Origin of the sequence: Pseudomonas protegens, from assembly GCF_003363755.1 — a bacterium.
Taxonomy (GTDB): domain Bacteria; phylum Pseudomonadota; class Gammaproteobacteria; order Pseudomonadales; family Pseudomonadaceae; genus Aquipseudomonas; species Aquipseudomonas danubii.
The window spans coordinates 5,863,989-5,889,946 of sequence record NZ_CP031396.1; the positions used below are offsets into that span (position 1 = coordinate 5,863,989).

The window sequence follows — 25,958 nt, forward strand, 5'->3', positions numbered from 1 at the left end:
CGGGTGCCCGCCGCTGGCTGACAGCCTTTCATTCATCTGGAACACCGCTCACTACGGCAGCACGGTGTTCTGTAAGGGGGCTCGCCGCTGGCCGGTGGAGCCCGCCCTCAACGCACTTGTGGTCATCTATGGAAAAGTCGAAGTTTCGCAAAATCGGTATGGGGCTGTTGCTGGTGGTTGTGGCTGGATTGATTTTCTATACGGTGCGGGCGCCGGCAGAGCCGCCGCAGTACCTGACCGCCCGGGTCGAGCGGGGAGACATCGAGAACGCGGTCCTGGCCTCGGGCCTGCTGGAGGGCATCAAGCAGGTGGACGTCGGGGCCCAGGTTTCCGGGCAGTTGAAGTCGCTCAAGGTCAAGGTCGGGGACAAGGTGAAGAAGGGCCAGTGGCTGGCGGAAATCGATCCCCTGGTGTTGCAGAACACCCTGCGCCAGGCCCAGGTGGACGAGGAAAACCTGCAAGCCAAGCGCCGCGCCACCGCGGCCCAGCTCAAGGAAACCAAGGCCATCTACGAGCGCTACCGCGACCTGCAGTCGGACGCGTCGATTTCCCAGCAGGACTTCGAGACCGCCGAGTCCAACTACGAGGTGCAGCGCGCCAACCTGCTGTCCCTGGACGCGCAGATCAAGAGCGCCCATATCCAGATCGACACCGCCAAGGTCAACCTGGCCTACACCCGCATCGTCGCGCCGATTGACGGCGATGTGGTGGGGGTGGTGACCCAGGAAGGCCAGACGGTGATCGCCAACCAGCTGGCGCCGGTGCTGCTGAAACTCGCGGACCTGGACACCATGACCGTCAAGGCCCAGGTCTCGGAGGCCGACGTGATCCATATCGCTCCCGGCCAGCAGGTGTACTTCACCATCCTCGGCGAGGCCGACAGGCGCTATTACGCCAAGCTGCGGGGCACTGAGCCGGCACCGCAGAACTTCCTCGAAACCCAGACCGCCGGCACCCCCAAGCAGAACACCGCAGTGTTCTACAACGCCCTGTTCGACGTGCCCAACCCCGACCACCGGCTGCGCATCTCGATGACCGCCCAGGTGCGCATCGTCCTCGACACCGCCAAGGATGTGCTGATGGTGCCGGTGGCCGCCCTGGGGCCGCGCAACGCCGATGGCCGCTTCGCGGTGCGGGTGCTGGACGCCAAGGGCCATGCCCAGTCGCGCAACGTCAGCACCGGGATCAACAACAACGTCAAGGTGCAGATCAAGGACGGCCTGGCGGAGGGCGACCAGGTGGTGATCGGTGATCCGCTGCCCGGCACGGCAGGGGCCTGACCATGACCCAGCCATTGTTGGAGCTCAAGGGCATCAGCCGCAGCTTCACCGCCGGGGAGCGGGAGTTCCTGGCCCTGAAACACATCGACCTGAGCATCCAGGCCGGGGAAATGGTGGCGATCACCGGGGCCTCGGGCTCCGGCAAGTCGACCCTGATGAACCTCCTCGGTTGCCTCGACTACGCCACGGCCGGCAGCTACAAGGTCAACGGCCAGGAAACCCGCGACCTGGACGATCAGGCCCTGGCGGAGCTGCGCCGGGACTATTTCGGTTTCATCTTCCAGCGTTATCACTTGCTGCCGCACTTGAGTGCCCTGCACAACGTCGAGATGCCGGCGATCTACGCCGGCACCCCGCAAGTCAAGCGCCATGGCCGGGCCCGGGAGCTGCTGGCGCGCCTGGGGCTGTCCGGGCACCTGGCGAACCGGCCCAACCAGTTGTCCGGCGGCCAGCAACAGCGGGTGAGCATCGCCCGGGCGCTGATGAACGGCGGTGAAGTGATCCTCGCCGACGAACCCACCGGGGCCCTGGACAGCCACAGCGGCAAGGAGGTGATGGGCATTCTCCAGGAACTGCATGCCCTGGGGCATACGGTGATCATCGTCACCCACGATCCTCAGGTGGCGGCCAACGCCGAGCGCATCATCGAAGTGCGCGACGGCGAGATCGTCAGCGACCGGGTCAATGCGCGCGGGGTGGACGAGGAGCCGGCGCAACCCCCGATGAGCACCCGGCCGGGCGGAGCACGACGCCTGGTGGCCAGCCTCGGGCTGTTCAAGGAAGCCTTCGTCATGGCCTGGGTGGCGCTGGTCTCGCACCGCATGCGCACCTTGCTGACCATGCTCGGGATCGTCATCGGCATCACCTCGGTGGTGTCCATCGTGGCCATTGGCGAGGGGGCCAAGCGCTACGTGCTCAAGGACATCCAGGCCATCGGCAGCAACACCATCGACATCTTCCCCGGGGCCAGTTTCGGCGACAGCCGGGCGGCGGCAATCCAGACCCTGATGCCCGCCGACGTGACGGCCCTGAACCAGCTGTACTACGTCGACAGCGCCACGCCGATGGTGGGCCGCAGCCTGCTGCTGCGCTACGGCAACATCGACCTCAATGCCACGGTCAACGGTGTCAGCCACCTGTACTTCAAGGTCCGCGATCTCAAGCTGGCGGCGGGCATCGCCTTCAGCGAGAACGATGCCCGGCGCCAGGCCCAGGTGGTGGTGATCGACCACAACACGCGCAACCGCCTGTTCGGTCCCGATGTGGACCCCCTGGGGCAGGTGATCCTGGTGGGCAACCTGCCGTGCACGGTGATCGGGGTCACGGCCGAGAACAAGAACATGTTCGCCGCCAGCAACCTGCTCAACGTCTGGCTGCCTTACGAGACGGCGGCGGGGCGGGTGCTGGGCCAGCGCCACCTGGACAGCATCAGCGTGAAGATCAAGGACGGCCAGCCGAGCAAAGTGGTGGAGGAGCATGTGAAGAAGCTCATGGAGCAGCGCCATGGCACCAAGGACTTCTTCACCAACAACCTCGACAGCATCATGCAGACGGTTCAGCGCACCAGCCGCTCCCTGGCCTTGCTGCTGTCGCTGATCGCGGTGATTTCCCTGGTGGTCGGCGGCATCGGGGTGATGAACATCATGCTGGTGTCGGTCACCGAACGTACCCGGGAGATCGGCATTCGCATGGCGGTGGGGGCGCGGCAGTCGGACATCCGCCAGCAGTTCCTGGTGGAGGCGGTGATGGTCTGCCTGATTGGCGGGGCCATCGGCATCGCCCTGTCGTTTGCCATCGGCTACCTGTTCACCCTGTTCATCAAGGAATGGGAGATGGTGTTTTCCATGGGCTCGATCGTCACCGCGTTCGCCTGTTCGACCCTGATCGGCATCGTCTTCGGCTTCGTTCCGGCGCGCAACGCCGCCCGGCTGGACCCGATCGAGGCCCTGGCCCGGGATTGAGCGGCCCACAGACAGAACCGCCGGCTCAGGGGCCGGCGGGGCGGGGTTACGGGGTCAAGGCCATTGGCGGATCAGGCCGGCGCGTCATCGCGGGTGCCTGGCGCCTGTGCCTGGGGCGAGTACATCCAGCGCAGCAGGGAGTGGCGACCACTGATGCCGAGCTTGATGGCGGCGCGCTTCAAGTAGCTTTCGACGGTATTGACCTTGAGCTTGAGCTGCTCGGCCAGCTGCGGTGCGGTGCGCCCGGCCAGCAGCCCGACACAGACTTCCAGCTCGCGGTTGGACAGGCGCAGCCCGGACTGCTCCAGGCGCTCGGCAAAGCGCAGGCGCACGGTCGCCAGGCCCTCGATGGCGGCGCGGTCCTGCTCGGCAGAGTCGCTGCGCGGCTGCAGCGCGCTGATGTGGTTTTCCACCATGGGCAGCAGCAGCGGCGAGATGTCCTCCAGCAGCAGGCGTTCCTGGGGGGAAAAGCTCTGCTCCTGGCTGCTGCGGTACACCGACAGCACGAAGTGGTACGAATCCTTGCGACCGGTCAGGTGCAGTTGCGCCGGGTCCGCGTTGCCCCGGTGCCGCAGCAGTGGCGGGCTTCCGCAGGGCTCGTCGGGCTGCTCGGGAAAGCCTGTGTGCAGCAGCGGGTCATTGCTGGCGTGCAGATCGCTGTACAGCGGGTGACGGCTCTGCATCAGGGTATTGCCGGTTCTGCCAGTGGCTTGTTCCGGGGCGGTGCGCAGTTGGGTGATGTGAGTGGCGTCCACAGCCAGTTGGGTGAGTATCAGGTCGTGCAGCATGCGCGGGAAACTGCGGCTGCCGGTGCTGGCGATGACCTTGCCAATATGTGGAAACAGTACTTGTGAGTTCATCATTTCATCCATGAATGTGAAGGTGTGGAAGGACTGCCTTATAACAACGAGTTTGGGTCGCGCTTGATTTACCTCCTGTTTGCGCAGACCGACAAAGGGTCGCCTCGTATCCTAGTACAGGGTGGCGACTGCTGTTTGATGAAGTGCGCAAAAACTTGCGCCGCAGGCGCGCAGGCGCTCGGGCCTGTGGACGAACTGCCATGGCAAAGCCCTTACCGGCCTTGCCCGGAGTTTTTTGGATGGCTGTTCCCTGCTTGCCAGAGCCGCCATGACCGCCGCCGCGCCTGGGGTTGGCGCGGTGGCGGCTGGCGCAGGTTACAGGCGCGGTTGCTCCTGGGGCATGCCCAGCAACTGGTGCAGGGTGTTGATCAGCGCCTGCTGGCGCAGGCGGTCTTGCTGGTGCCGGGCCTCGGCTGCGGCGACATCGGCGTGGCAGTGGGGGCAGGTGCTTTCATGGGCGTGGATGTACTCCAGGCAACTGCGGCACAGGGCCAGGCGTGGCGGGATGCGGCCTTCTTCGGGGGAGGCGTGGCCCTGGTTGGCCCAGGCCAGCTTGATCACCTGGCCGCTGTCGCTGACGCTGGAGACCGCCTCGCCGGTGTCGATGCGCTCGGTGATCAGGTCGAAGCGGCCCACCGAAAAAGAGGCGGGGCCGGCGTCTTCGAGTTTGACGATGCGCTCGCGCAGGCCTTTTTTCTGCAGGTCCAGGGTCCGGTAATGGCAGTAGGGGTTGTTCCCCGGCTTGCCCAGCAGCGAATGCGAGGTCCAGGTGCAGCCGCCGCGGCACACGTCGTTGTAGTAGCAGGTGCGGCAGTAGCCCCACAGATCGTCCACCGAGCGCAGGCGGCCGAAGTGCATGCCTTCGCTGTAGTGCCAGATGTCGTGCAGGCTCATGCTGCGCACATTGCCGCCGGAGAATCCGACGGTGGCCAGGGACGGACAGCCCTTGACCGTGCCGTCGGCTTCCAGGGCCAGCACCGTCTGCCCGGCGGCGCAGCCGCTCCAGTGCACGCGGTCGTCGCCAAAACCGCGCCACATGTGTTCGTAGGGGCCGTAGTAGCCGATGTTGTTGCCCACATTCATCAGCAAGCCGCGCTCTTCGCCTTCGCGATACAAGCGGGCCAGCAGCGGCATCACTTCCAGCAGTTGATAGGGTTGCAACAGCAGCTCCGGGTGATCCACGGCGTTGCCCATGGCCACCGTCAGTTGGATCTGCCAGTGGCTGGCACCGGCGTCGATGATCAGTTCCATCAGGGCCGGCAGGTCGGGCAGGGTGGCGGCGCCGATCTGGGTGTTGACGCTGACCTTGAGCCCGGCCTGCTTGGCCCGGCGCAGGGTGTCCAGGGCCTTGTCGAACGAGCCGGGTACATTGCGCACCGCGTCGTGCAGCGGCGCCAGGCCGTCCAGGGACACGCCGACGCCATTGAGCCCGGCGTCCACCGCGGCCTGCATCTTGGCGGGGGTCAGGTTGCGTCCGCCGGTCTGGATCGCCACGTACATGCCGTGGTCGTGGATGGCCTGGATCAGCCGCGTCCAGTCCTTGCGCAAATAGGCTTCGCCGCCGATCAGGGTGACTTCCCGAGTGCCCAGGGCGGCGATGGAGTCGATCACCGACAGGCATTCCTGGGTGTTCAATTCGCCGGGGCGCCGATGCCCGGCCCGGGAGCCGCAATGCAGGCACTTGAGGTCGCAGGCGAGGGTGATTTCCCAGACCACGTGCACCGGCACATAGCGCTTGAGGTCGGTTTCGCTGAGGTAGCGGGCGGGGAGACTGTCTGACATGAAAGATCCTTGCGCACCCAGCGGTGCGCGGCACCAACCCATCGAAATAGGCGCGCCTTCCTTGTGCGGCAATGGCGCGATCGGTTTACCGCAACCCTGGGGCCGACCTGTGTCGGCCGGCCCCGGGTGCCTGGACTCAGCGACGTTCCAGGCGGCTGATTTCCGCCTGCAATTGCTGCACTGCCTGGCTCAGGTTGTCACTGTTGGCCAGTTGCTGCTCGCCCTGAGCCACCAGCGCCTTGAGCCGCGTCAGATCGCCGCTGCTCTGGGCCTGTTGCAGCGCCACGGCATACAGTGGCTGCGGATACAGGTGCCGTTGATCGTCCTTGGGCGCCAGATCGGCGTTGGCCGCTTGATCCACCGGCGCCTGGCTCACGGCGGCATGCTGAACCACATGCCAATGGCCCTGGTACTGGTAGCGATAACTGGCGAAACCGCTGGCCCAGTCGAGGCCGAGAATGCCCTGCAGATGGAAGGTTTCGGCAATCTGGCTGGTAGGGCCGCTGGGGTTGCCGGTCAGGTTGAGGATGATATGGCCTTCACTGGAGGGGTCCAGTTTGACCTGGGAGTAGTCGCCCCAGACATCCGCGAGGAAGTGCATCGGTGGCGAGGTGCTCTGAGTCACCCGGGCCACGCCGCTGACTTTCTTCTGCGGCGTGTTGACCAGCAGATCGAGGGTCAGCACCGGCCCTCCGATCACAGGGTTGGCGACGATGAGGCGGGTATGGAACAGTCCGATTGTCATGCTGCAACTCCTTATCTTGTGGAAGACATCAGGTTCGCTGGACGGTCGCCAGTCAGCGCCGCTCGTGCTTGCTGATCTCGGCCTTGGCCGCCTCCAGCGCCGTGCGGATCAACGGCAACTGCTCCAGTTGCTGGGTGGCCACCTTGTGCAGGCTCTTCATCTGCGCCAGGTCGCCGCTGGCGATGGCGCCGTGGATCGGCGCCGCGTACAGCGCCGAGATCGGCGGCAGCGGACGGTTGTGCTGGCCATGGTGGGGGGCCGAGAGGGTGCTCGACTGCACGGGTTCCTGCAGATGGGCGGGGACCTGATTGACCGTTACCCAGCTGTGTCCGTTGTAGTACTGGTAGTTGGCCACGCCTTCCTTCCAGTCATCGCTGACCACCAGATGCAGCTTGAAGTTGATGACGGAGTTGGAACCGGGTCCGCCCTGATTGCCCTGGGCGGTGATGAGGATCTTGCTGGAGCTCGGTGGCATGACCGTCAGGTAGGTGTACTGACCCCAGACATCGCTGTGCAGGTCCAGGGGCGGATTGACCGCCTGAGTGATGGACGAAGTGCCGCGCACGCTGTGCTCGGGGGTGTAGACCAGCAGATTGAGAATCAGGGTCGGGGCCCCGGGTTGCGAGGTGCCGATGCGGTAGCTCAGGGGGAACAGGCCTTCTTGGGAGATAGAACCAGACATTTGCTTTGCCTCCATTCAATGACGGGGAAACAGCGATTAGTGCTGTTCCAGGCGGGCGACTTCCTTGGCCAGTTTTTCGTAGGCGGCTTTCAGATCCTTGGGCTCGTCGTGCTTCGGATCGCGCTTGGCCAGCAGGGCTTTCATCTGGGGTAGCTGACCTTCGGCGATGGCCGACTGGATCGCGACTCCGTAGGGGACAACCGTGTGTTGCGAGGTGGGGCTCATGGTGTGTGCCTTCCTTGGGGGTTAGGGGGGGCTGCGGTACTTGGCAGCTTTTGCAGTTAAGCAGCGCGGGGGGAATTGGCGGGGTAATGGCACATTGATTTTGTGGGTTTCCGACAGGTGGATTCACGGGGGTAAGGGGGGGATTTTTGGGGTATTCCATGGGGCGATATGGAGGGGTGGGGGTGATTGCGGATGGCGATAGAGGGGGTGGTTTTTTTTCGTGGCAGGTGGGGGGAGCAGGTGTTGCAGAGGGGCGGTTTGGGGGCGTTTTTATGGGGGTTTGGGGTACATATCTATTTTTGCGGGAGTGGCGGCTGGTGGTTTCGCTTTTACAGCGGGGAGTTGGGGGGCATATCCATTCCTGCGGTAACGGCCACTTATGGTTTCGCCCTTACGGCGAGTCCCTTTTTTTCAAACGCCAAAAAAAGGAACCAAAAAACGCTTGCCCCTCCATGGGCCCCTCGCTAGGGCTCGGGGTTCCCTCGTTTCGGCATTGCTCCGGGGGCCCGCCGCCAACCGGCCATCCATGGCCGGGTGGCGGCTAGCTCGGCATCCATGCCGAGCTGCCCCCTACGCAACGCCTACGCTCGGCCGGCTGGGAAGGGGCCTGAAGATCAAGATCAAAAGCCAAAGCCAAAGCCAAGGTGCGCAGGCTGGCTCCTTGTAGCCGCTGCCGAAGGCTGCGAACGAGCGCTCGCGCTCGCAAAACCAGGCGACGCGATAGGTCAGGAATATCGGGGAGGCAGGTTTAGCGTCTCCTGCGGAGCCGGTCGCAGCCTTCGGCAGCGGCTACATTAACGCGAACGGCAATGAAACAGGCCGGCCGGCAGGCCGCCGTCAGATTTTGATCTTGCTGTTGATTTTGATCTTGATCTGAACGCCCCGTTAACCACGATGGCCGAACGCAGGCATTGAGCCGTGGGTAACCCGGCAGGGATGCCGGGTTAGCCGCCACCCGGCCAGGGATGGCCGGTGGCGGCGGCCCACGGATCAATGCCGGAGTGAGGGCATGCCGAGCCTAAGCGAGGCACCGAGTGGAGGGGCAGAAGCGTTTTGCTTACTTTTGCGCTTTTCAAAAGTGAGCCGCTGTAAGAGCGGAACCGCCAGCGGCCGCCCCCGCAGGAACGGATATGTACCCACCCCCGCTGTAAGAGCGGAACCGCCAGCGGCCGCACCCGCAAGAACGGCTATGTACCCAAACCCGCTGTAAGAGCGGAACCGCCAGCGGCCGCACCCGCAAGAACGGATATGTACCCAAACCCGCTGTAAAAGCGAAACCACCAGCCGCCACTCCCGCAGCAACGGATATGTCCCCCTCCCCAAAAAAAGCCCCAAGACTCAAACCACCCCCAACTCCCCCAACTGCCGCCGCGTCTCCCCCGCGGCCACGTGATGAATCGCCCGCCACCCCAACGCTCTGGCCGCGACGATGTTCGGCGCATGATCATCAATGAACACCAACTCCTCAGGCGCCACCCCCGGCAAATGCGCACGAATGCGCCCCAAGGCCGTGTGATAGATCTCGGCATCGGGCTTGATCTGCCGCTCCTGCCCCGACACCACAATGTCGCGAAACTTCTGCAAAAACGGGTAATTCTCCCAGGCATAGGGAAAGGTTTCCTGGGACCAGTTGGTCAACCCGAACAGCGGCATCTGCGCCTGGTGCAGGTCCTCCAGCAGGGCCACGCCTTCCTCCAGCGGTCCCTTGAGCATCTCCGGCCAGCGCCCGTAATAGGCTTCGATCAGCGGCGCATGCTCGGGATGCTCGGCCACCAGGCTGCGGGTGGCTTCGGCCAGGGGCCGGCCGGCGTCCTGCTGGGTGTTCCAGGCCTGGGTGCAGACGGTGTCGAGGAACCACTGGCGACGCTGGTCGTCGGGGATCAGTTGGCGGTACAGGTGGTGCGGGCTCCAGTCGAACAGCACGCCACCAAAATCGAAAACCACGGCACGAATCGTCATCAGCACTTCCTTTTCAGCGGTTGTGGATCAGGGCGTCATCCTGCGACGCTGCGCCGTGCAATGCAATTTGCCGGTGGCCATTGGTCCGCTGGCCGGCACCCAGGGAACGGATCGCGATCCAACGGCTGTCCCCGTCCTTTTGCGGGCTAGTACAGGAACTGACCATGGCTGCCAAGACCCCCACGGGGCCGCGCTCGTCCGAGCACGCCTCGAATCATCATGACCCGGGTTTCGACCCCGATTCGCCAGACCTCGCCGACCCCCAGGTCGATCCAGTGGGCCCGGCCAGGGCGCCCCTGGATCAGCCCGAACCCGAGCATCAGCGCAAGCGTTCGCGCGCCTACGACCCTCTGGCCAACCTGAGGAAATGACCGAGCGCCGACATGCGGCCGTCGCCGGATGGTTCTGCGGGTGTAAGGTAAAACGGCCAAGCCCCAGGCACGCTGACAAAAAGGAGGTGTCCATGAGTACGCCACTGTTGAACAAGTTGCAGATCAACGGTTATCAGGTATTGAGCGTCAACCACGGCCCCTGGAAGGTCTGCACCCCGGGTGACCGGCTCGCCACTTTTGGCACCCGGGAAGAAGCCCTGGCCTTTGCCGCCGCCTTGCCGGTGCGCAGGGCATCACCGGCCACCCAGCGTCGATAGCAGCCGGCAGAAAAAAAGCCCCGATCGGTTCGGGGCTTTTTTCTGTCCGGGCTGCTGCAAGCGCCGGGTCAGTCGACAATCACCGGCTCGTTCGGATCATCGCTCAGGCACACGGTCAATTGCTCCCCGGCCTTGTTGAATGCGCAGCGGGGCAGGGATTGCTGCTTGATGAAACTCAGCGGCGGGAGGATGAACGCCGCCGCCAGGACCAGCGCCCACAGGGTCTGCAGAAACAGCACATCGGCGCTGGTGGCGGCGGGCCGTGAGACGAGGCGTCGGCGCCAGTAGAAGTACAGGCCGCTGATAACGAACAGGCACACGATGCCCATCATGTAGTCCAGTTCCCAGTCCTGGGGGCTGAAGGAGCGGCTGCCATCTTCATCATCCGGGTAGGTGAGCCGCCACCAGGCCCCCAGCAGCAAGGGCACCAGCCCGGCCAGCAGCCACGCCAGGCGCGCGCCGGGCATCCGGGTCAGCAGGGCCAGGACCAGGCCGATCAGGCACAGCACCCAGGCAAACAGGTACAGCTGAAAACCCATGCCCCCGCCGAACAGCGTGCCGCTGACATCCCGCGGTTGCATCATCTGCACGTCGCACAACAGCATCACCGACAGCGGGATGGCGACGACGATCCAGCACAGGGGGCGGTACAGCCACAACCACAGGGTAAACAGGCGAGACATGGGCACACTCATCAAGGTCAAGAAAAGGAGGAATGAAGTCAGGGGGCCGTTCAGTCGACAATCACCCGGGTGCCCGGGCCCAGGCACACGCTCAACTGATTGCCGGCCCGGTCGAAGGCGCAATAGGGCAGTGGCTTGCGGGTGATGGCCAGCAGCGGTGGGAGCATGAAGGTCGCCGCCAGCACCAGGGCCCACAGGGTGCGCAGCGCGAGCAGATTGCCATTGGCGGGTGGACGCGGCTTGAGCCGCTGCTGACGCAACAGGTAGACGCCGCTGTAGACCAGGGCAAAGCCGAAGACCATCACATAGTCCAGCTCCCGGGGCTGGATGCTGAAGAGCAGGTTGCCGTCGAAATCATCCGGGTAGTTGATCCGCCACCACAGGCCCAGCAGCAACTGCGCCAGCCCGGCGACGATCCAGGCCAGACGCGCGCCGGGCACCCGGGTCAGCAGCGCCAGCACCAGGCCCAGGACGCTGAGGGCCCAGCCGCCCAGGTACATCACAAAGCCCATGGAGCCGCCGAACAAGGTGCCGCCGACCTCCCGGGGCACGATCAGGTTCAGGTTGCAATGGATCATGCTGGCCAGGGGCGCGGCGACGGCGATCCAGCACAGTGGGTAGTAGAGCCGGGACCAGAGGGTGTACAGGCGGGACATGAAGGAACTCTAAAATGACAGGACCGACGAGGGGGAGTGGTGGGTTGGATTCAGACGAACAGCAAACCGCAGGCAGCCGCGAACAGCACCAGGGCGAGGCTGATGCCCGCCAGGGGAATACGGAACCAGTAACGGATCGCCAGCAGCCACAGGCTGGCGAGAAAGCCCAGGCCGATCAGCAGCAGGCCGCGGGCTTCCAGCAGCAGGACCGGGTGCAGCCAGGCCAGGTAGCCATAGACCAGGCCGAACAACATCGCCCCCAGGCTATGGCTGGCATTGAAGCCGACCCAGGCCCGCCACAGGCTGGTCTGGCCGCTGATCATTGGCGACACCTGGCGCATGCGTTCGGCCAGGGCCGGATCACGGGGCTGGAATTTGTCGCTGGCGAAGGTGTAGATCAGGTGCAGGCTGCCCAGCAGCAGCACGATGGCTGAGCTGGCGACGATCAGGGCGGGGGCCAACACGTTTCTTCCTTGGGCGGTGCTCGGGTGCGCGGAGTATGCAGCGGCGCCCGAGGTTTTGCACCTGCGGGCGCGGCTTTTTTACCGGCACGGGGCAGGGCGGCGGGCGCCCTGCCCAGGCCCTCAGAAGTGCTCGGCGTCCAGGCCGAACAGCGAGTCACTGCCGGCGCGAATGCTCTGCTCCAGGCTGAGGATGCGCGGCAGCAGGCGGCTGAAGTAGAAGCGCGCGGTGGCCAGCTTGGCGCCGTAGAAACCGTCGTCCTCGGAGCGCTTGTGCTCGGCCATCTGGGCCATGCGCGCCCACAGGTAGGCATAGGCCACGTAACCGAACAGTTGCAGGTACTCGACGCAGGCGCTGCCCACCGCGTTGGGGTTCTGCGCCGCCTGTTCGCGCAGCCAGTCGCTGAGGTCTTCCAGGCGCTGCACCGCGTCCAGCAGTTCGGCGGCGTAGGCGGCGCCGGGCAGGTAGGCGTAGTCGCGGATCTCGCCGGTGAACAGGCGCAGGGCCACGCCGCCGTTGCCCACCACCTTGCGCCCCAACAGGTCCAGGGCCTGGATGCCGTTGGTGCCTTCGTAGATCTGGGCGATGCGCACATCGCGCACCAGTTGCTCCTGGCCCCATTCGCGAATGTAGCCGTGGCCGCCGAAGACCTGCTGGCCGAGCACGCAGCTGTCCAGCCCGGTGTCGGTGAAGAAGGCCTTGGCCACCGGGGTCAGCAGCGCCACCAGGGCTTCGGCGTTGTGCCGCTCATGGGGCTGGTCGGCGAACTTGGCCAGGTCCAGCTGCTGGCCGACGTAGCTGGCGAAGGCCCGGCCGCCTTCGGTCATGGCCTTCATGGTCAGCAGCATGCGCCGCACATCGGGGTGGACGATGATCGGGTCGGCGATCTTGTCCTTGGCCACCGGGCCGGCCGGGGAGCGGCTCTGGATGCGTTCGCGGGCGTAGGTGCGGGCGTTCTGGTAGGAGTTCTCGGCGCAGCCGATGCCCTGGATGCCGATGGACAGGCGCTCGTAGTTCATCATGGTGAACATCGCCGCCAGGCCCTTGTTGGCCTCGCCGATCAGCCAGCCGCTGGCGCCGTCGAAGTTCAGCACGCAGGTGGCCGAGGCCTTGATGCCCATCTTGTGTTCGATGGAACCGCAGCTCACCGCGTTGGCCGCGCCGAGCACGCCGTTGGCGTCGACATGGATCTTCGGCACCAGGAACAGCGAGATGCCCTTGGGCCCGGCCGGGGCGTCCGGCAGCTTGGCCAGCACCAGGTGGATGATGTTTTCGGTCAGGTCCTGCTCGCCGCCGGTGATGAAGATCTTGCTGCCGCTGATCCGGTAGCTGCCGTCGGCCTGGGGTTCGGCGCGGGTGCGGATGATCCCCAGGTCAGTGCCGGCGTGGGCCTCGGTCAGGCACATGGAGCCGGCCCAGCGGCCTTCGTACATCGGCGGCAGGTACAGCTGCTTGAGGGCTTCGCTGGCGTGGGCGTCGATGGCCAGGCAGGCCCCGGAGCTCAGGGCCGAGTACAGGGCGAAGCTGGAGTTGGCGGCGTAGAGCATCTCTTCGAACTGCACCGCGAGCATCTTCGGCATGCCCATGCCGCCGTAGGCCGGGTTGCCGCTCAGGCCGACCCAGCCGCCCTGGATATAGGTGCTGTAGGCCTCCTTGAAACCGGCCGGGGTGCGTACCTGCCCGGCGTGCCAGCTGGCGCCTTCCTCGTCGCCGCTGCGGTTGAGCGGGGCGATCAGATTGCCGGTGACCTTGGCCGCTTCTTCGAGAATGGCGTCGGCGGTGTCACCGTCCACGGTATCGGCCAGGGCCGGCAGACGGGCCCAGAGCTTGGGCGCGTTGAACACTTCATGCAGGACAAAGCGCATATCGCGCAGCGGAGCGTTGAATTCGGGCATTGCAGGAACCTCGGGTAAAAGGGGAGGTTGAACGGCCGTGGCCGCATGAATCGAAAATGACCGCACCAACCCATTGTAGGAGCCGACTGACCGGCGAAGGCGTCGCTGCCAGCGCCTTGGCTGGCAAGCCGGCCCCTGTGGGTGTTGGGGCCGTCAGAGCGCTTTGCGCTGGCAAGCCAGCTCCCTCGGGAGCTGGGTCTGGTGCAGTCAGGCTAGAGGTTTTTCGCCAGGTCGCGCAGGACGAACTTCTGTATCTTGCCGGTGGAGGTCTTGGGCAATGTGCTGAAGACCACGGTGCGCGGCACCTTGAAGCCCGCCAGGTGTTCGCGGCAGAAGGTGATGATCTCGGCTTCGCTCACGTCCTGGTGATCGGCCTTGAGGGTGATGAAGGCGCAGGGGGTTTCGCCCCATTTTTCGTCGGGCCGGGCCACCACTGCCGCTTCCAGCACCGCCGGGTGGCGATAGAGCACGCCTTCGAGCTCAATGGTGGAGATGTTCTCGCCGCCGGAAATGATGATGTCCTTGAGCCGGTCGCGAATTTCGATGTAGCCGTCCGGGTGGGTCACCCCCAGGTCGCCGGTGTGGAACCAGCCGCCCTCGAAGGCTTCGGCGGTGGCCGTGGGGTTCTTCAGGTAGCCCTTCATCACGGTATTGCCGCGCATGAAGATCTCACCGATGGTCTGGCCGTCCCGGGGCATGGGTTCGAGGGTTTTCGGATCGGCCACCATCACCCCTTCCAGGGTCGGGTAGCGCACGCCCTGGCGCGACTTGATCTGCGCCCGCTGCTCCAGCGGTAGTTCGTCCCAGGCCGCGTGCCAGGCACACAGGGTCACCGGGCCATAGACCTCGGTCAGGCCGTAGACGTGGGTGACCTTGATGCCCATCTCCTCCACGGCGCCGATCACCTTGGCCGGTGGCGCGGCCCCGGCCACCATGGCGTTGACCGGGTGGTCGATGGCCGCCTTGGCCGAATCCGGCATGTTCACCAGGGCATTGAGCACGATGGGCGCGCCGCACAGGTGAGTGACCTGATGCTCGCGGATCAGGTTGAGGATCTTCTGCGGGTCGACCCGGCGCAGGAACACATGCACCCCGGCCAGGGCGGTGACGGTCCAGGGGTAGCACCAGCCGTTGCAGTGGAACATCGGCAGGGTCCACAGGTACACCGGGTGGTTGCCCATGGCCCAGGTCATCTGGTTGCCCAGGGCATTGAGGTAGGCGCCGCGGTGGTGATAGACCACGCCCTTGGGGTTGCCGGTGGTGCCCGAGGTGTAGTTCAGGGCGATGGCCTGCCACTCGTCGTCCGGCCACTGCCAGGCAAACTCCGGATCGCCCTCGGCGAGAAAGGCCTCGTAGTCCAGATCGCTGACCGGCTGGCCTTCGCCGTACTCGGGGTCGTCAAGGTCGATCACCAGGGGCGGGTGGTCGAGCATGGCCACGGCGGCGTGGATCACCTCATGGAACTCGCGGTCGGCGATCAACACCTTGGCTTCGCCGTGGGCCAGCATGAAGGCGATGGCCTCGGCGTCCAGGCGCACGTTGAGGGCATTGAGCACGGCGCCGATCATCGGCACGCCAAAATGCGCTTCGAGCATCGCCGGGATATTCGGCAGCATCACCGCCACCGTGTCGTTCTTGCCGATACCGCGCCCGGCCAGGGCCGAGGCCAGACTCCGGCAGCGGCTGTAGGTCTGGGCCCAGGTGCGGCGGATCGAACCGTGGATCACCGCCGGATAATCGGGGTAAACCGCAGCGGTGCGTTCGATGAAGCTCAAGGGGGAGAGGGCGATATGGTTGACGGCAGACGGCGCGAGGCCTTGCTCGTAGATGGACATGGTTCGGGTACCCGGTGGCTGATTATTAGCTCTATTGGCCGAGGCTTTTTACAGGCGCTCGGTGACTTATCCGGGGTCTTTTATATACTGTTTGTCGATTGATATGGAAGTACTACCTGAGTTGTATAGTAGTTGTACTATATTGAATCTTCGCTGTTGCCACCCACAGGTTGATCGACCATGCCCACCTCCACCCACCTGAGCCGCTGGTTGCAGCTACAGCGCCAAGGCCAGCTGCCGGACTCGCCCTGGCTCGGCCACGACCCGCAGCCGAGCCTGCTGCTGGACGCCCAGGCGCAGCCGCTGGACCTCAACCCGGCATTGCGCCAATGGCTGGACGATGCGGCCACTGGCGATCTCGCGGCCCTGCTGCCGATCAACCACCCGGCCCTGGTACGGGCCTGCCTGGAGCAGCAGCGTGCCATCGAACAGGTGGAAGCCCAGTGGGGCGAACGCATCCTGCTCTGGAGCTTCATTCCCGACCCCCTGCACCAGCGGGTGCTGGCGCGCTGTCAGGAGGCCACCGCCCAGGTCCAGGCCGAGCGCGAGTCGGCCCGGGCCCGGCGCCTGTACCGGCTGATCACCGAAAACACCACCGACCTGATTTCCCGGCACACCCCGGACGGCACCTTCCTCGATGCCTCGCCGGCCTCCTGGACCCTGTTGGGCTACTGGCCCGAACAACTGCGCGGGCTGCTGGCCCGCAGCCTGTTCCACAGTCAGGATCTGGCCGGGCTGATGCAGCGCACCCGGGACGCCCTGGAGCAAGACGGCTACCACACCATGACCTACCGCATCCGCCATCGCGACGGTCATTACCTGTGGTTCGAAACCGCCTGCCGCGGCATCCGCGACACCTACACCGGCACCGTGGTGGAAGTGGTGGCGGTGTCCCGGGACATCACCGCCCGGGTCCAGGCCGAGGAGAACAAGCGGCGCCTGGCCGAAGTGGTAGAGGCCAACCCCGACCCGGTGCTGTTCATCCAGCCCGGCGGCGCGGTGACCTACCTCAACCCGGCCGCGCAGCGCACCCTGGGGCTTGCCGCCGGGCAGGCAATGCCGGAGCTGGCGGCGATCCTCAGCCAGGAAGTGCTGCAGAGCCTGCAACAGGAAGGCTGGAGCTGTGCCGAGCGCAGCGGCCGCTGGAGCATCGAGGCGCGCCTGCAACCGCCGGCCGGCGGCGCCTCGGTGCCGGTGTCGCTGATGCTCCTGGCCCATCGCGCCGCCAGCGGCGAGCGTTTCTATTCCCTGGTGGCCCACGACCAGAGCGAGCGCGAACTGCGCGAGGCCCAGCAGCGCCATCACCAGGATGAACTGGCCCACAGCGCGCGGCTGGTGACCCTGGGCGAACTGGCCTCGGGCATCGCCCACGAGATCAATCAGCCGCTGGCCGCAGTGGTCAACTACGCCAACGCCAGCCAACGTTATTTGCAGACCCTGGACACCCAGCCCGAGGCGGTACGCAAGGTCGCCCAGGGCCTGGAGCGAATCGCCGAACAGGCGACCCATGCCGCCGAAGTGATCAAGCGCCTGCGAGCCTTCTTGCGCAAAGGCGGGCGCCGGGTGCAGGCCCTGGACATCGCCGAAGTGGCCCGGGAAACCGTGCGCCTGTGTGCCTGGGAAGCCCAGTCCTGTCAGGTGGCGATCGAGCTGCGCCTGGCCGATAATCTGCCGCCGGTGTACGCCGACCGGGTGCTGCTGGAGCAGGTGCTGCTGAACCTGCTGCGCAACGCCATCGAAGCCAATCGCGAAGTGCATCCACAGCAAGGCTCACACATTGTGCTGGGCGCCGAAGCGGCGGCCGAGGGCGGGGTGCGGATCAGCGTCAGCGACCAGGGCCCCGGGGTGTCTGCCGAGCAGTTGCCCCAGCTGTTCACCCCGTTCTACACCAGCAAGGCCAACGGCCTGGGGCTCGGACTGTCCATGAGCCGCAGCATCGTCGAAGGCTTTGGTGGCGACTTGCAGGCTCAGCTCCAGGAGCGTGGCTTGACGATGTGCTGCCACCTGCCGGCCACGGCCCCGGCCGATCCCGATGCAACTTCCCACCCGACAACAGGAGCAAGGCAATGACAAGTGAGGCGCAGCAGCTGGTGTACGTGGTCGACGACGACCCGGGCATGCTCGACTCCACCGTCTGGCTGCTGGAGTCTGTGGGGCTCAAGGCCGTGCCCTTCACCAGCGGCCGCGAGTTTCTCGAACACTGCGACCCCAGCCTCAATGCCTGCGTGCTGCTGGATGTGCGCATGCCCGGCATGGGCGGGCTGAATGTCCAGGAAGAGTTGCGCCAGCGCGATATCCACCTGCCGCTGATCTTTGTCAGCGGCCACGCCGACGTGCCCATCGTGGTCCGTGCCTTCAAGGCCGGTGCGGTGGATTTCATCGAGAAGCCCTACAACGAACAGCTGCTGCTGGACAGCGTGCAGCAGGCCCTGAGCCGCGCCGACCGTCATCAGCACCAGAGCGCCGGGCAGGCCCGGGTGCAGGCGCTGCTGGAGAGCCTGACGCCGCGGGAGAAGGACGTGCTACTGCCCCTGGTGCAGGGCTACAGCAACCGCGAGATCGCCGAACAGCTGGGGGTCAGCATCAAGACCATCGACCTGTATCGCTCACGGGTGATGAAGCGCATGCAGGCCGAGCACCTGCCGCAGCTGGTGGGCATGGCGATTGCCGCCGGCCTGGTGGACCCGCTGCAACTGCGCTGAGGCTCAGGCCACCGCGCTGTGCAGCGGTGCGCCACCCAGCAGGCGCTCGATGGCGCCGCTGAGCAGGTTTTCCAGCAGCGCCTCACGTTCACGCTCGGCCAATGGCTGCTCGCTGAACCAGCTGGGGGCGCTGTTGAGCAGGTTGGCCAGGGCATGGGCGGCGGCGCGCTGGGCCTGCGGACCTAGGCCGGGCGGGGTGCCCAGCAGTTGCAGCAGCTGTTGCTCGTAACGCTCGCGCAATTGCCCGACCCGCAGTTGCTGGTCGGGATTGAGGCAGCCGCTGTCACGTTCCACCAGGCGAAAATGCCGCGGCAATTCCCGGTGCAGCTTCAGGTGGGCGCGAATCAGCGCCGGCAGGCAGTCGCCCTGCAACTTGCGCCGTTGCAGGCGCTTGAGGGTGCTGTGCAGCTCATCGAAGAATTCTTCGATCAGGTCCAGCAGCAGGTGCTGCTTGCTCGGGTAATGGTGGTACAGCGAGCCCGGGGTCAGCCCCAGATGGCTCGCCAGCTCACGCATGCCGACCTGGCCGAAGCCCTTGCTGGCGAACAGCTCCAGGGCCTTGTCGCGGCTTTCGGCAAAGCGTGAGCAGCGCTCAGCCATAGTGATGGAAACCCCGACCGGTCTTGCGCCCCAGGTAACCGGCGGCAACCATTTCCTTGAGCAGCGGCGCGGGGCGGTACTTGCTGTCGTTGAAGCCGTCGTAGAAGGCTTCGAGGATCGCCAGCAGGGTGTCCAGGCCGATCAGGTCGGCCAGGGCCAGCGGGCCGATCGGCTGGTTGCAGCCCAGGCGCATGCCGGCGTCGATGTCCTCGGCGCTGGCCAGGCCTTCCTGGAACACCAGGATCGCCTCGTTGATCATCGGCACCAGGATGCGGTTGACCACAAAACCCGGGCGGTTGCCGGCGGTGATCGCGGTCTTGCCCAGGCGCTCGGCCATGCCCATGGCCAGGGCGTGGGTCGCGTCGCTGGTCTGCAGGCCGCGGATCACCTCGATCAGGCCCATCACCGGCACCGGATTGAAAAAATGCAGGCCGATGAAACGCTCCGGCGCGCTGACGCTGGCGGCCAGCTGGGTGATCGACAGCGACGAGGTGTTGGAGGCGATCACGCACTCGGCGCTGACCTGGGCGGCGATCTGCTGCAGCACCTTGAGCTTGAGGTCGAGGTTCTCGGTGGCGGCTTCGATCACCAGCTGCGCGTCCTTGAGCGCACTGTAGTCGGTGCTGATGCGGATCCGACCCAGGGCGGCGAGCTTGTCGCCTTCGCTCAGGGTGCCCTTGCTCACCTGCCGGTCGAGGTTCTTGCCGATGGTGGCCAGGGCCTTTTCCAGGGCGCCCTGGGCGATGTCCAGCAGGGTCACGTCGAAGCCCGCCTGGGCGCAGACCTGGGCAATGCCGTTGCCCATGGTGCCGGCGCCGATCACCCCGATATTCGCAAGATTCATCTTCAGCTCTTCCTTTGTTCATGGCCTTCGCGGAGCATGGCGCGGTTGCCTTGCCCAGCGCGTTATCCAGCGCGAGTCTAGAGCCGCACACGGTGGCCGGCCTATGCCGAAAGCGGTCAAGGGTGCTGGCGTTTTTTGCCATAGGTCCTGCTACGGGAGCACAGCCTCTACATGCGTGAAACGGATTCGGTCGCGGTCTACTTTGTCCGGGTGATGACCCACGCCCTGCGTGAGCAGCCGCAGCGGCTGGCGGCGGTACTGAGGGAGGCCGGCATCGACCCGGCGCTGCTCGACCAGCCTCGGGCGCGGGTGCCCGGCAGCGCCTTTGCCGCCCTGTGGCTGATCCAGATCCGCGAATTGCAGGACGAATTCTTCCAGCTCGACTCCCGGGGCATGCCGCCGGGGGCCTTTGCCCTGATCTGCCGCGGACTGATCCAGGAACCCAACCTGGAAAAGGCCCTGCGCCAGTGCCTGAACAACTTTGGCCTGTTTTTACGGGACGTCGGCGCCCACCTCAGCGTGCGCGGCAAGCGCGCGGTGATCAGCGTTGAAAGCCGCTGCGCCGACCCGCTGCGCGGCCACTACGCCGAAGAAACCCTGCTGGTGCTGATCATCAGCCTGCTGTGCTGGCTGGGCGGGCGGCGGATCCCCATCGACCGCGCCGACTTTCGTCATTCCCGCCTGAGCCTCAGCGACGATGCGCTGCTGTGGGGCAGCAACCTGAGCTGGAATGCCGGGCGCACCGAGATCGAATTCGCCAGCCGCTTCCTGCGTCTGCCGGTGGTCCAGGACCTGGCCTCGCTCAAGGTCTTCCTGCGCAGCGCCCCGCAGTGGCTGGTGATCCGTTTTCGCAACCAGCACGGCCTGACCCGCCAGGTGCACCAACGCCTGCGGGGCAGCCACTACAGCCAGTGGCCGACCCTGGAAGCCTTTGCCCGCGAAGTGCAGATGAGCGCCAGCACCCTGCGCCGGCGCCTGGAGCGCGAGGGCGGCTCGTACCAGGAGATCAAGGACGAAGTGCGCCGCGGCGTCGCCGTCGAACTGCTGCGCCGCACCAGCGTCAGCATCAGCGAGATTGCCGAACTCACCGGTTTCCAAGAGCCCAGCGCCTTCCACCGCGCGTTCAAGAAATGGACCGGCGAAAGCCCCGGGCGCTACCGCGCCCGCCTCAACCCCACCCTGTAGCCGCTGCCGGAGGCTGCGCACGGCTCCGCAGGAGACGCGGGGGACTTCTCAGACGCTGAAGATTCGACTGGAGATCGCCAAGCAAGGTCCTGCGGACCTTTGCGCAGCTTCGCAGGCTCAGCAGCGGCTACACAGACTGCATGGATCGCAGGGACGCGTCCTGTAGCCGCTGCCGCAGGCTGCGCACGGCTCCGTAGGAGATGCGGGGATTTTGACGGCGCTGAAGATTCGGCGGGAGATCGCCAAGCAAGGTCCTGCGGACCTTTGCGCAGCTTCGCAGGCTCAGCAGCGGCTACACAGACCGCAGGGATCGCAGGGCCGCTTCCTGTAGCCGCTGCCGCAGGCTGCGAACGGCTCCGCAGGAGACGCGGGGGGACTTCCAAGGCGCTGAATATTCGGCGGGAGATCGCCAAGCAAGGTCCTGCGGACCTTTGCGCAGCTTCGCAGGCTCAGCAGCGGCTACACAGACCGCAGGGCGCGCGTAGGGGTGGTTCTTGTAGCCGCTGCCGCAGGCTGCGAACGGCTCCGCAGGAGACGCGGGGATTCTGAAGGCGCTGAAGATTCGACTGGAGACCGCCAGGCAAGGCCCTGCGGGCCTTTGCGCAGCTTCGCGGGCTCAGCAGCGGCTACAGGTTTTCATTGGGTTTAGACCGGGCTGCGGCCGGGCATCTGGATGCCGTGCTGCTGCACGCGGCGGTACAGGGTGGCGCGGGAAATGCCCAGGGCCTTGGCCGCCGCGACGGGTTTCCAGCGGTGGCGCACCAGGGCATCCAGCAGGGCCTGGCGTTCGGGACTGGTGGCGCTTTCCTGGGCGGGCAGGGCGCCTTCGGCTGCTGTGCCGCGCAGTTGTTCGGGCAAGTCATGCAGTTGGATCAGCGGCCCTTCGCACACGGCGCAGGCGTAGCGCAGCACGTGGCGCAGTTGCCGCACGTTGCCCGGCCAGCGATAGCCCAGCAGGCACTCCAGCGCCGCATTGCCCAGTTGCACCGGCGCGCCGCAGCGCTTGGACTCTTCTTCGACTATCTGGGTGATCAGTGCCAGCCGGTCGCTGCGTTCGCGCAGCGGCGGCAGCTGAAAGCGCGCGCCACCGAGGCGGAAATACAGGTCCTCGCGAAAACTGCCTTCGGCCACCAGGGCTTCCAGGTCGCGGTGGGTGGCGCAGATCACCTGGATGTCCACCGCCTTGCGTTGCGCGGCCCCCAGCGGCGCCACTTCACCCTCGGCCAGCACCCGCAGCAAGCGGGTCTGCAAGGCCAGGGGCATGTCGCCAATCTCATCGAGGAACAGGGTGCCGCCATCGGCCTGTTGCAGCAGGCCCTGCATGCCCTTGTTCGACGCCCCAGTAAAGGCTCCGGCGACATAGCCGAACAGCTCGCTCTCGATCAGGTTCTCGGGAATCGCCGCGCAGTTCACCGCGACAAAGGGCCGGTCCCGACGCTGGCTGGCCTGGTGCAATTGGCGGGCGAAGACTTCCTTGCCGGAACCGGTCTCGCCCTGGATCAGCACCGGCAAATGCCGGTCCTTGACCCGCACCGCCAGGCGCAGGCTCTGTTCCACTCGCGGGTCCAGCGACTCGCCGGCCAGGCTCAGGCGCGGGCGGCTCGGCGGCCGGCGCGGCGCCTGCAAGCGGCCATGCAGCTCGGCGGACAGCGGGCACAGGACCTCGTCCCGAGCGCGTTGCAACAGTTGCGGGTCGAACACCTGGGTGATGTGCTGCGGCAACTGGCCATAGCGGCGCAGCAGGTAATGACGCGCCGCCGGGTTCAGGGCCCGCAGGCAGCCGTCGTCGTCCCAGGCCAGCAGGTAGTCCGGCTGGCTGTCGACATAACCCGGGCTGGCATGGGCCCGCAGCACCCAGTAGCCCTGGGCGCTGTTCATGAAGAACGCCTGTTCGATCTCCCGCGCGCTCTGCACCACCATCTGCCGGATCAGGTGCTGGGAACGGCGGTCATCCGGGGAGCGCACCGCCGACACGTCCAGCACCCCCAGCAGCTCGCCCTGGGGATCGAACACCGGGGCGGCGGAGCAGGTCAGGCCGATGAAGGCGGCACGAAAATGATCGCGCTTGTGCACGGTGATCGGCGTGCGCGCGGTGAGCACCGCGGCCACGCCGCAGGTGCCTTCTTCACCCTCCGACCAGCAGGTGCCCAGGTACAGCCCGGCCTTGCGGCAGTCGTTGCGCAGGGTGGATTCCACCCGGTAGTCGATGGTCTGGCCCTGGGCGTCGGTGAGCAGCACGCAGTAGTCGGCGTCGCGCACCCGGCCATGCAGGCGCGCCACTTCTTCGCTGGCGATGCGCAGGAACAGCTCGGAGCGCTCGCGGCATTCCTTGAGCACGTTTTCCGAGAGGATGCGCGGCCCCTGCAGCGAACCGGGGTCCAGCTGGTGCTGCTCCATGGAGCGCCGCCAGGAGTCGAGGATCAGGCTCGGCACCGGCGCCTGGGGCAGGTGCGCGGCGTTTTTCAGGACCCGGCTGACGCAGTCCACATGGGCTTTGGAATGTGCGGAAAGCATGAAGGCCTCCGGTTGCAGCTTCTTATCGTTGTCGGCGCATTAAGCGCCGATCCGCCGCCCTGGACAAGCACCGAACGCCGCCGGGACGGCAGTGAGACGCAACGTCTCAAGGTCTCGCCCAGGCCCCGTGCAGCCTGACATGCGACGTCTCACGGGCGGCTGGTTTCAACGCGTCGCAGCAAGCCTGTCAGCCGCTCTGGAACGGCCTTTTTCAGAGATTTTCCGACAACTGGCACCGGCCTTGCTCTGGCCCTTAGCAACCAGTCCCCGGCGACCCGCGTCGACTGGCCCATCGAAGAATAAGAACGAGGTGCCCGATGTTTTCTCCTGCCTGTGCTCTGCCCGTGGTGAGCCCATGAACCGCCGCCCCCTGACCGTCGGCATCATCGCCAACCCGGCTTCGGGCCGTGATGTGCGCCGCCTCACCGCCAACGCCGGGCTGTTCTCCAGCACCGACAAGGTCTCGGTGATCCAGCGTCTGCTGGCGGCCTTTGGCGCCACCGGCATCGAGCAGGTGCTGATGCCCACCGACATGACCGGCATCGCCGCCGCGGTGCAGAAGAACAGCCGCAGCCGCCAGGCCCGGGAGCAGCACTGGCCGGCCCTGGAGTTCCTCGACCTGACCCTGCGCCAGAGCGTCGAGGACACCCGCCAGGCCGCGCGCTGGATGGCCGAGCGCGGGGTGGCGCTGATCGCCGTGCTTGGCGGCGACGGCACCCACAAGGCGGTGGCCGCCGAGGTTGGCGACATCCCGCTGCTGACCCTGTCCACCGGCACCAACAACGCCTTTCCGGAACTGCGCGAAGCCACCAGCGCCGGGCTGGCCGGCGGGCTCTACGCCAGCGGCCGGGTGCCGGCCGACATCGCCCTGCGGCGCAACAAGCGCCTGCTGGTGCGCGAGCCGGCCCGGGGCCTGTGCGAAGTGGCCCTGGTGGACGTGGCGGTGTCGCCCCTGGCCTTCGTCGGCGCCCGGGCCATCAGCCGTGGCAGCGACCTGGCCGAGGTCTTCGTGACCTTCGCCGAACCCCAGTCCATCGGCATTTCCGCGCTCTGCGGGCTGTGGTTGCCGGTGACCCGCCAGGACCCCCACGGCGCCTGGATGCGCCTGGACCCGCAATCCCCCGAGGCGCTGCTGGTGCCCCTGGCCCCCGGCCTGCTGCAGGGCTGCGGCGTGCTGGAGGCCGGCTACCTGCAACCCAATGAGCCCCAGCCGCTGTGCCTGAGCGCCGGCACCCTGGCCCTTGATGGCGAGCGCGAGATCGAATTCAACCCCCGCGACCGGCCCACGGTCACCCTGGATGCCGGCGGCCCGCTGAGCATTGACGTCAACGCGGTCCTGGCCCACGCGGCGCGCCAGCGCCTGCTGGCCATCGACCGCCATCACCGGCAACACCCCGTGAACCTTCAGTCCGAAGACACCCTGGAGAATAAAAATGTCGACACCCCTGACCACTGACCAGTTGCTCCACGCCTACCGGGTGATGCGCACCATCCGCGCATTCGAAGAACGCCTGCACGTGGAATTCGCCACCGGCGAGATCCCCGGTTTCGTCCACCTCTACGCCGGGGAAGAAGCCTCCGCCGCCGGGGTCATGGCCCACCTGCGCGACGACGACTGCATCGCCTCCAACCACCGCGGCCACGGCCATTGCATCGCCAAGGGCGTGGACGTCTACGGGATGATGGCGGAGATCTACGGCAAGAAGACCGGGGTCTGCCAGGGCAAGGGCGGCTCCATGCACATCGCCGATTTCGAGAAGGGCATGCTCGGCGCCAACGGCATCGTCGGCGCCGGGGCGCCGCTGGTGGTGGGCGCGGCCCTGGCCGCCCGGCTGCAAGGCACCGACGGCGTGTCGGTGGTGTTCTTCGGCGACGGCGGCTCCAACGAAGGCGCGGTGTTCGAGGCCATGAACATGGCTTCGGTGTGGAACCTGCCGTGCCTGTTCATCGCCGAGAACAACGGCTACGCCGAGGCCACGGCCTCCAACTGGTCGGTGGCGTGCGACCACATCGCCGACCGCGCCGCCGGCTTCGGCATGCCCGGGGTGACGGTGGACGGTTTTGACTTCTTCGCCGTGCACGAAGCCGCCGGCGCCGCCGTGGAACGGGCCCGGGCCGGGGAGGGGCCGTCGCTGATCGAGGTCAAGCTGACCCGCTACTACGGCCACTTCGAGGGCGACGCCCAGACCTACCGCGCCCCCGACGAGGTCAAGCATTACCGCGAGCACAACGACTGCCTGATGCAGTTCCGCGAGCGCACCACCCGTTCGGGGCTGGTGCAGGCCAGCCAGCTGGAGCAGATCGATGCCGACGTGGACGCGCTGATCGAAGACGCGGTGCGCAAGGCCAAGTCCGACCCCAAACCGAGCCCCGCCGATCTGCTGAGCGATGTGTACGTCGCTTACCCATAACGCCCCACAGAACAACAAGAGACCACCA

22 protein-coding genes and 1 pseudogene are annotated in these 25,958 nt (G+C 66.1%); 9 read left to right on the forward strand and 14 right to left on the reverse strand.

What is annotated here, in order from left to right; genetic code table 11:
• The first annotated feature begins 128 nt into the window (after nucleotides 1-128).
• Nucleotides 129-1,280, forward strand: coding sequence for a macrolide transporter subunit MacA (macA, locus tag DWF74_RS26545; RefSeq protein WP_102863595.1), 1,152 nt, complete (start codon nucleotides 129-131; stop codon nucleotides 1,278-1,280).
• 2 nt (nucleotides 1,281-1,282) lie between these two features.
• The gene (locus tag DWF74_RS26550) at nucleotides 1,283-3,241 is read left to right on the forward strand and encodes a MacB family efflux pump subunit (protein ID WP_115582006.1); all 1,959 of its coding nucleotides are present in this window, start codon (nucleotides 1,283-1,285) and stop codon (nucleotides 3,239-3,241) included.
• Nucleotides 3,242-3,312: 71 nt separating this feature from the next.
• Here the strand turns inward: DWF74_RS26550 and DWF74_RS26555 are convergent, their stop codons facing one another.
• From DWF74_RS26555 to DWF74_RS26590, 6 genes are all read right to left on the reverse strand, one after another.
• The gene (locus DWF74_RS26555; RefSeq protein ID WP_102882413.1) at nucleotides 3,313-4,101 is read right to left on the reverse strand and encodes a helix-turn-helix transcriptional regulator; all 789 of its coding nucleotides are present in this window, start codon (nucleotides 4,099-4,101) and stop codon (nucleotides 3,313-3,315) included.
• A 315-nt stretch (nucleotides 4,102-4,416) separates the two neighbouring features.
• Nucleotides 4,417-5,883, reverse strand: a complete 1,467-nt coding sequence (locus tag DWF74_RS26560) for a GDL motif peptide-associated radical SAM/SPASM maturase (protein ID WP_102863592.1) — start codon at nucleotides 5,881-5,883, stop codon at nucleotides 4,417-4,419.
• 136 nt (nucleotides 5,884-6,019) lie between these two features.
• Nucleotides 6,020-6,628: a DUF1842 domain-containing protein gene (locus DWF74_RS26565; RefSeq protein ID WP_102863591.1), complete on the reverse strand. Its 609-nt coding sequence runs from the start codon at nucleotides 6,626-6,628 to the stop codon at nucleotides 6,020-6,022.
• 52 nt (nucleotides 6,629-6,680) lie between these two features.
• Entirely contained in the window at nucleotides 6,681-7,310 is a 630-nt protein-coding gene (locus DWF74_RS26570) for a DUF1842 domain-containing protein (RefSeq protein ID WP_115582007.1), read from the reverse strand.
• A 36-nt stretch (nucleotides 7,311-7,346) separates the two neighbouring features.
• The gene (locus DWF74_RS26575) at nucleotides 7,347-7,535 is read right to left on the reverse strand and encodes a DUF1843 domain-containing protein (protein WP_102863589.1); all 189 of its coding nucleotides are present in this window, start codon (nucleotides 7,533-7,535) and stop codon (nucleotides 7,347-7,349) included.
• 1,338 nt (nucleotides 7,536-8,873) lie between these two features.
• Nucleotides 8,874-9,494: an HAD family hydrolase gene (locus DWF74_RS26590; protein ID WP_102861848.1), complete on the reverse strand. Its 621-nt coding sequence runs from the start codon at nucleotides 9,492-9,494 to the stop codon at nucleotides 8,874-8,876.
• A gap of 164 nt (nucleotides 9,495-9,658) precedes the next feature.
• On the opposite strand from DWF74_RS26590, the gene DWF74_RS30515 reads away from it, so the two are divergent.
• Both DWF74_RS30515 and DWF74_RS26600 read left to right on the forward strand, forming a co-directional pair.
• On the forward strand, nucleotides 9,659-9,865 hold the full coding sequence (locus DWF74_RS30515) for a DUF6021 family protein (protein ID WP_162884127.1): 207 nt from the start codon (nucleotides 9,659-9,661) through the stop codon (nucleotides 9,863-9,865).
• A gap of 92 nt (nucleotides 9,866-9,957) precedes the next feature.
• Nucleotides 9,958-10,143, forward strand: a complete 186-nt coding sequence (locus DWF74_RS26600) for a DUF2188 domain-containing protein (RefSeq protein WP_115582009.1) — start codon at nucleotides 9,958-9,960, stop codon at nucleotides 10,141-10,143.
• A 68-nt stretch (nucleotides 10,144-10,211) separates the two neighbouring features.
• Here the strand turns inward: DWF74_RS26600 and DWF74_RS26605 are convergent, their stop codons facing one another.
• The 5 genes from DWF74_RS26605 to DWF74_RS26625 form a co-directional block, all read right to left on the reverse strand.
• Entirely contained in the window at nucleotides 10,212-10,826 is a 615-nt protein-coding gene (locus DWF74_RS26605) for a hypothetical protein (RefSeq protein WP_115582010.1), read from the reverse strand.
• Between the two features lie 50 nt (nucleotides 10,827-10,876).
• The gene (locus DWF74_RS26610) at nucleotides 10,877-11,482 is read right to left on the reverse strand and encodes a hypothetical protein (protein WP_102861845.1); all 606 of its coding nucleotides are present in this window, start codon (nucleotides 11,480-11,482) and stop codon (nucleotides 10,877-10,879) included.
• Between the two features lie 50 nt (nucleotides 11,483-11,532).
• Nucleotides 11,533-11,946 carry an LIC_13387 family protein gene (locus DWF74_RS26615; RefSeq protein ID WP_115582011.1) on the reverse strand — a complete coding sequence of 138 codons (414 nt, stop codon included), beginning with the start codon at nucleotides 11,944-11,946 and terminating at the stop codon, nucleotides 11,533-11,535.
• A gap of 120 nt (nucleotides 11,947-12,066) precedes the next feature.
• Complete coding sequence (locus DWF74_RS26620) at nucleotides 12,067-13,839, reverse strand: acyl-CoA dehydrogenase C-terminal domain-containing protein (RefSeq protein ID WP_115582012.1); 1,773 nt, start codon at nucleotides 13,837-13,839, stop codon at nucleotides 12,067-12,069.
• Nucleotides 13,840-14,051: 212 nt separating this feature from the next.
• On the reverse strand, nucleotides 14,052-15,674 hold the full coding sequence (locus tag DWF74_RS26625; RefSeq protein WP_115582013.1) for an acyl-CoA synthetase: 1,623 nt from the start codon (nucleotides 15,672-15,674) through the stop codon (nucleotides 14,052-14,054).
• A gap of 180 nt (nucleotides 15,675-15,854) precedes the next feature.
• Here DWF74_RS26625 and DWF74_RS26630 point away from each other — a divergent pair, with 180 nt between their 5' ends.
• Both DWF74_RS26630 and DWF74_RS26635 read left to right on the forward strand, forming a co-directional pair.
• The gene (locus DWF74_RS26630; RefSeq protein WP_115582014.1) at nucleotides 15,855-17,744 is read left to right on the forward strand and encodes a PAS domain-containing sensor histidine kinase; all 1,890 of its coding nucleotides are present in this window, start codon (nucleotides 15,855-15,857) and stop codon (nucleotides 17,742-17,744) included.
• Complete coding sequence (locus tag DWF74_RS26635) at nucleotides 17,741-18,376, forward strand: response regulator transcription factor (RefSeq protein ID WP_060843037.1); 636 nt, start codon at nucleotides 17,741-17,743, stop codon at nucleotides 18,374-18,376. Before DWF74_RS26630 ends, DWF74_RS26635 begins: the two co-directional genes overlap by 4 nt.
• 3 nt (nucleotides 18,377-18,379) lie before the next feature.
• On the opposite strand, the gene DWF74_RS26640 is transcribed toward DWF74_RS26635, so the two are convergent.
• Together DWF74_RS26640 and DWF74_RS26645 are read right to left on the reverse strand one after the other, a co-directional pair.
• Nucleotides 18,380-18,976: a TetR/AcrR family transcriptional regulator gene (locus tag DWF74_RS26640; RefSeq protein ID WP_115582015.1), complete on the reverse strand. Its 597-nt coding sequence runs from the start codon at nucleotides 18,974-18,976 to the stop codon at nucleotides 18,380-18,382.
• Nucleotides 18,969-19,820, reverse strand: coding sequence for a 3-hydroxybutyryl-CoA dehydrogenase (locus tag DWF74_RS26645; RefSeq protein WP_115582016.1), 852 nt, complete (start codon nucleotides 19,818-19,820; stop codon nucleotides 18,969-18,971). Before DWF74_RS26645 ends, DWF74_RS26640 begins: the two co-directional genes overlap by 8 nt.
• Before the next feature lie 171 nt (nucleotides 19,821-19,991).
• Here DWF74_RS26645 and DWF74_RS26650 point away from each other — a divergent pair, with 171 nt between their 5' ends.
• A complete protein-coding gene (locus tag DWF74_RS26650) occupies nucleotides 19,992-21,005 on the forward strand; it encodes an AraC family transcriptional regulator (protein ID WP_102861837.1) in 1,014 nt (337 codons plus the stop codon).
• Between the two features lie 645 nt (nucleotides 21,006-21,650).
• Here the strand turns inward: DWF74_RS26650 and DWF74_RS26655 are convergent.
• Nucleotides 21,651-23,519: a sigma-54-dependent Fis family transcriptional regulator gene (locus tag DWF74_RS26655; RefSeq protein ID WP_060843040.1), complete on the reverse strand. Its 1,869-nt coding sequence runs from the start codon at nucleotides 23,517-23,519 to the stop codon at nucleotides 21,651-21,653.
• Between the two features lie 355 nt (nucleotides 23,520-23,874).
• Between DWF74_RS26655 and DWF74_RS26660 the strand changes: the two are divergent.
• Nucleotides 23,875-24,950: pseudogene (locus tag DWF74_RS26660) on the forward strand (ATP-NAD kinase family protein).
• Nucleotides 24,951-24,952: 2 nt separating this feature from the next.
• Nucleotides 24,953-25,930, forward strand: coding sequence for a thiamine pyrophosphate-dependent dehydrogenase E1 component subunit alpha (locus tag DWF74_RS26665; RefSeq protein WP_047303223.1), 978 nt, complete (start codon nucleotides 24,953-24,955; stop codon nucleotides 25,928-25,930).
• The last annotated feature ends 28 nt before the right edge of the window (nucleotides 25,931-25,958 follow it).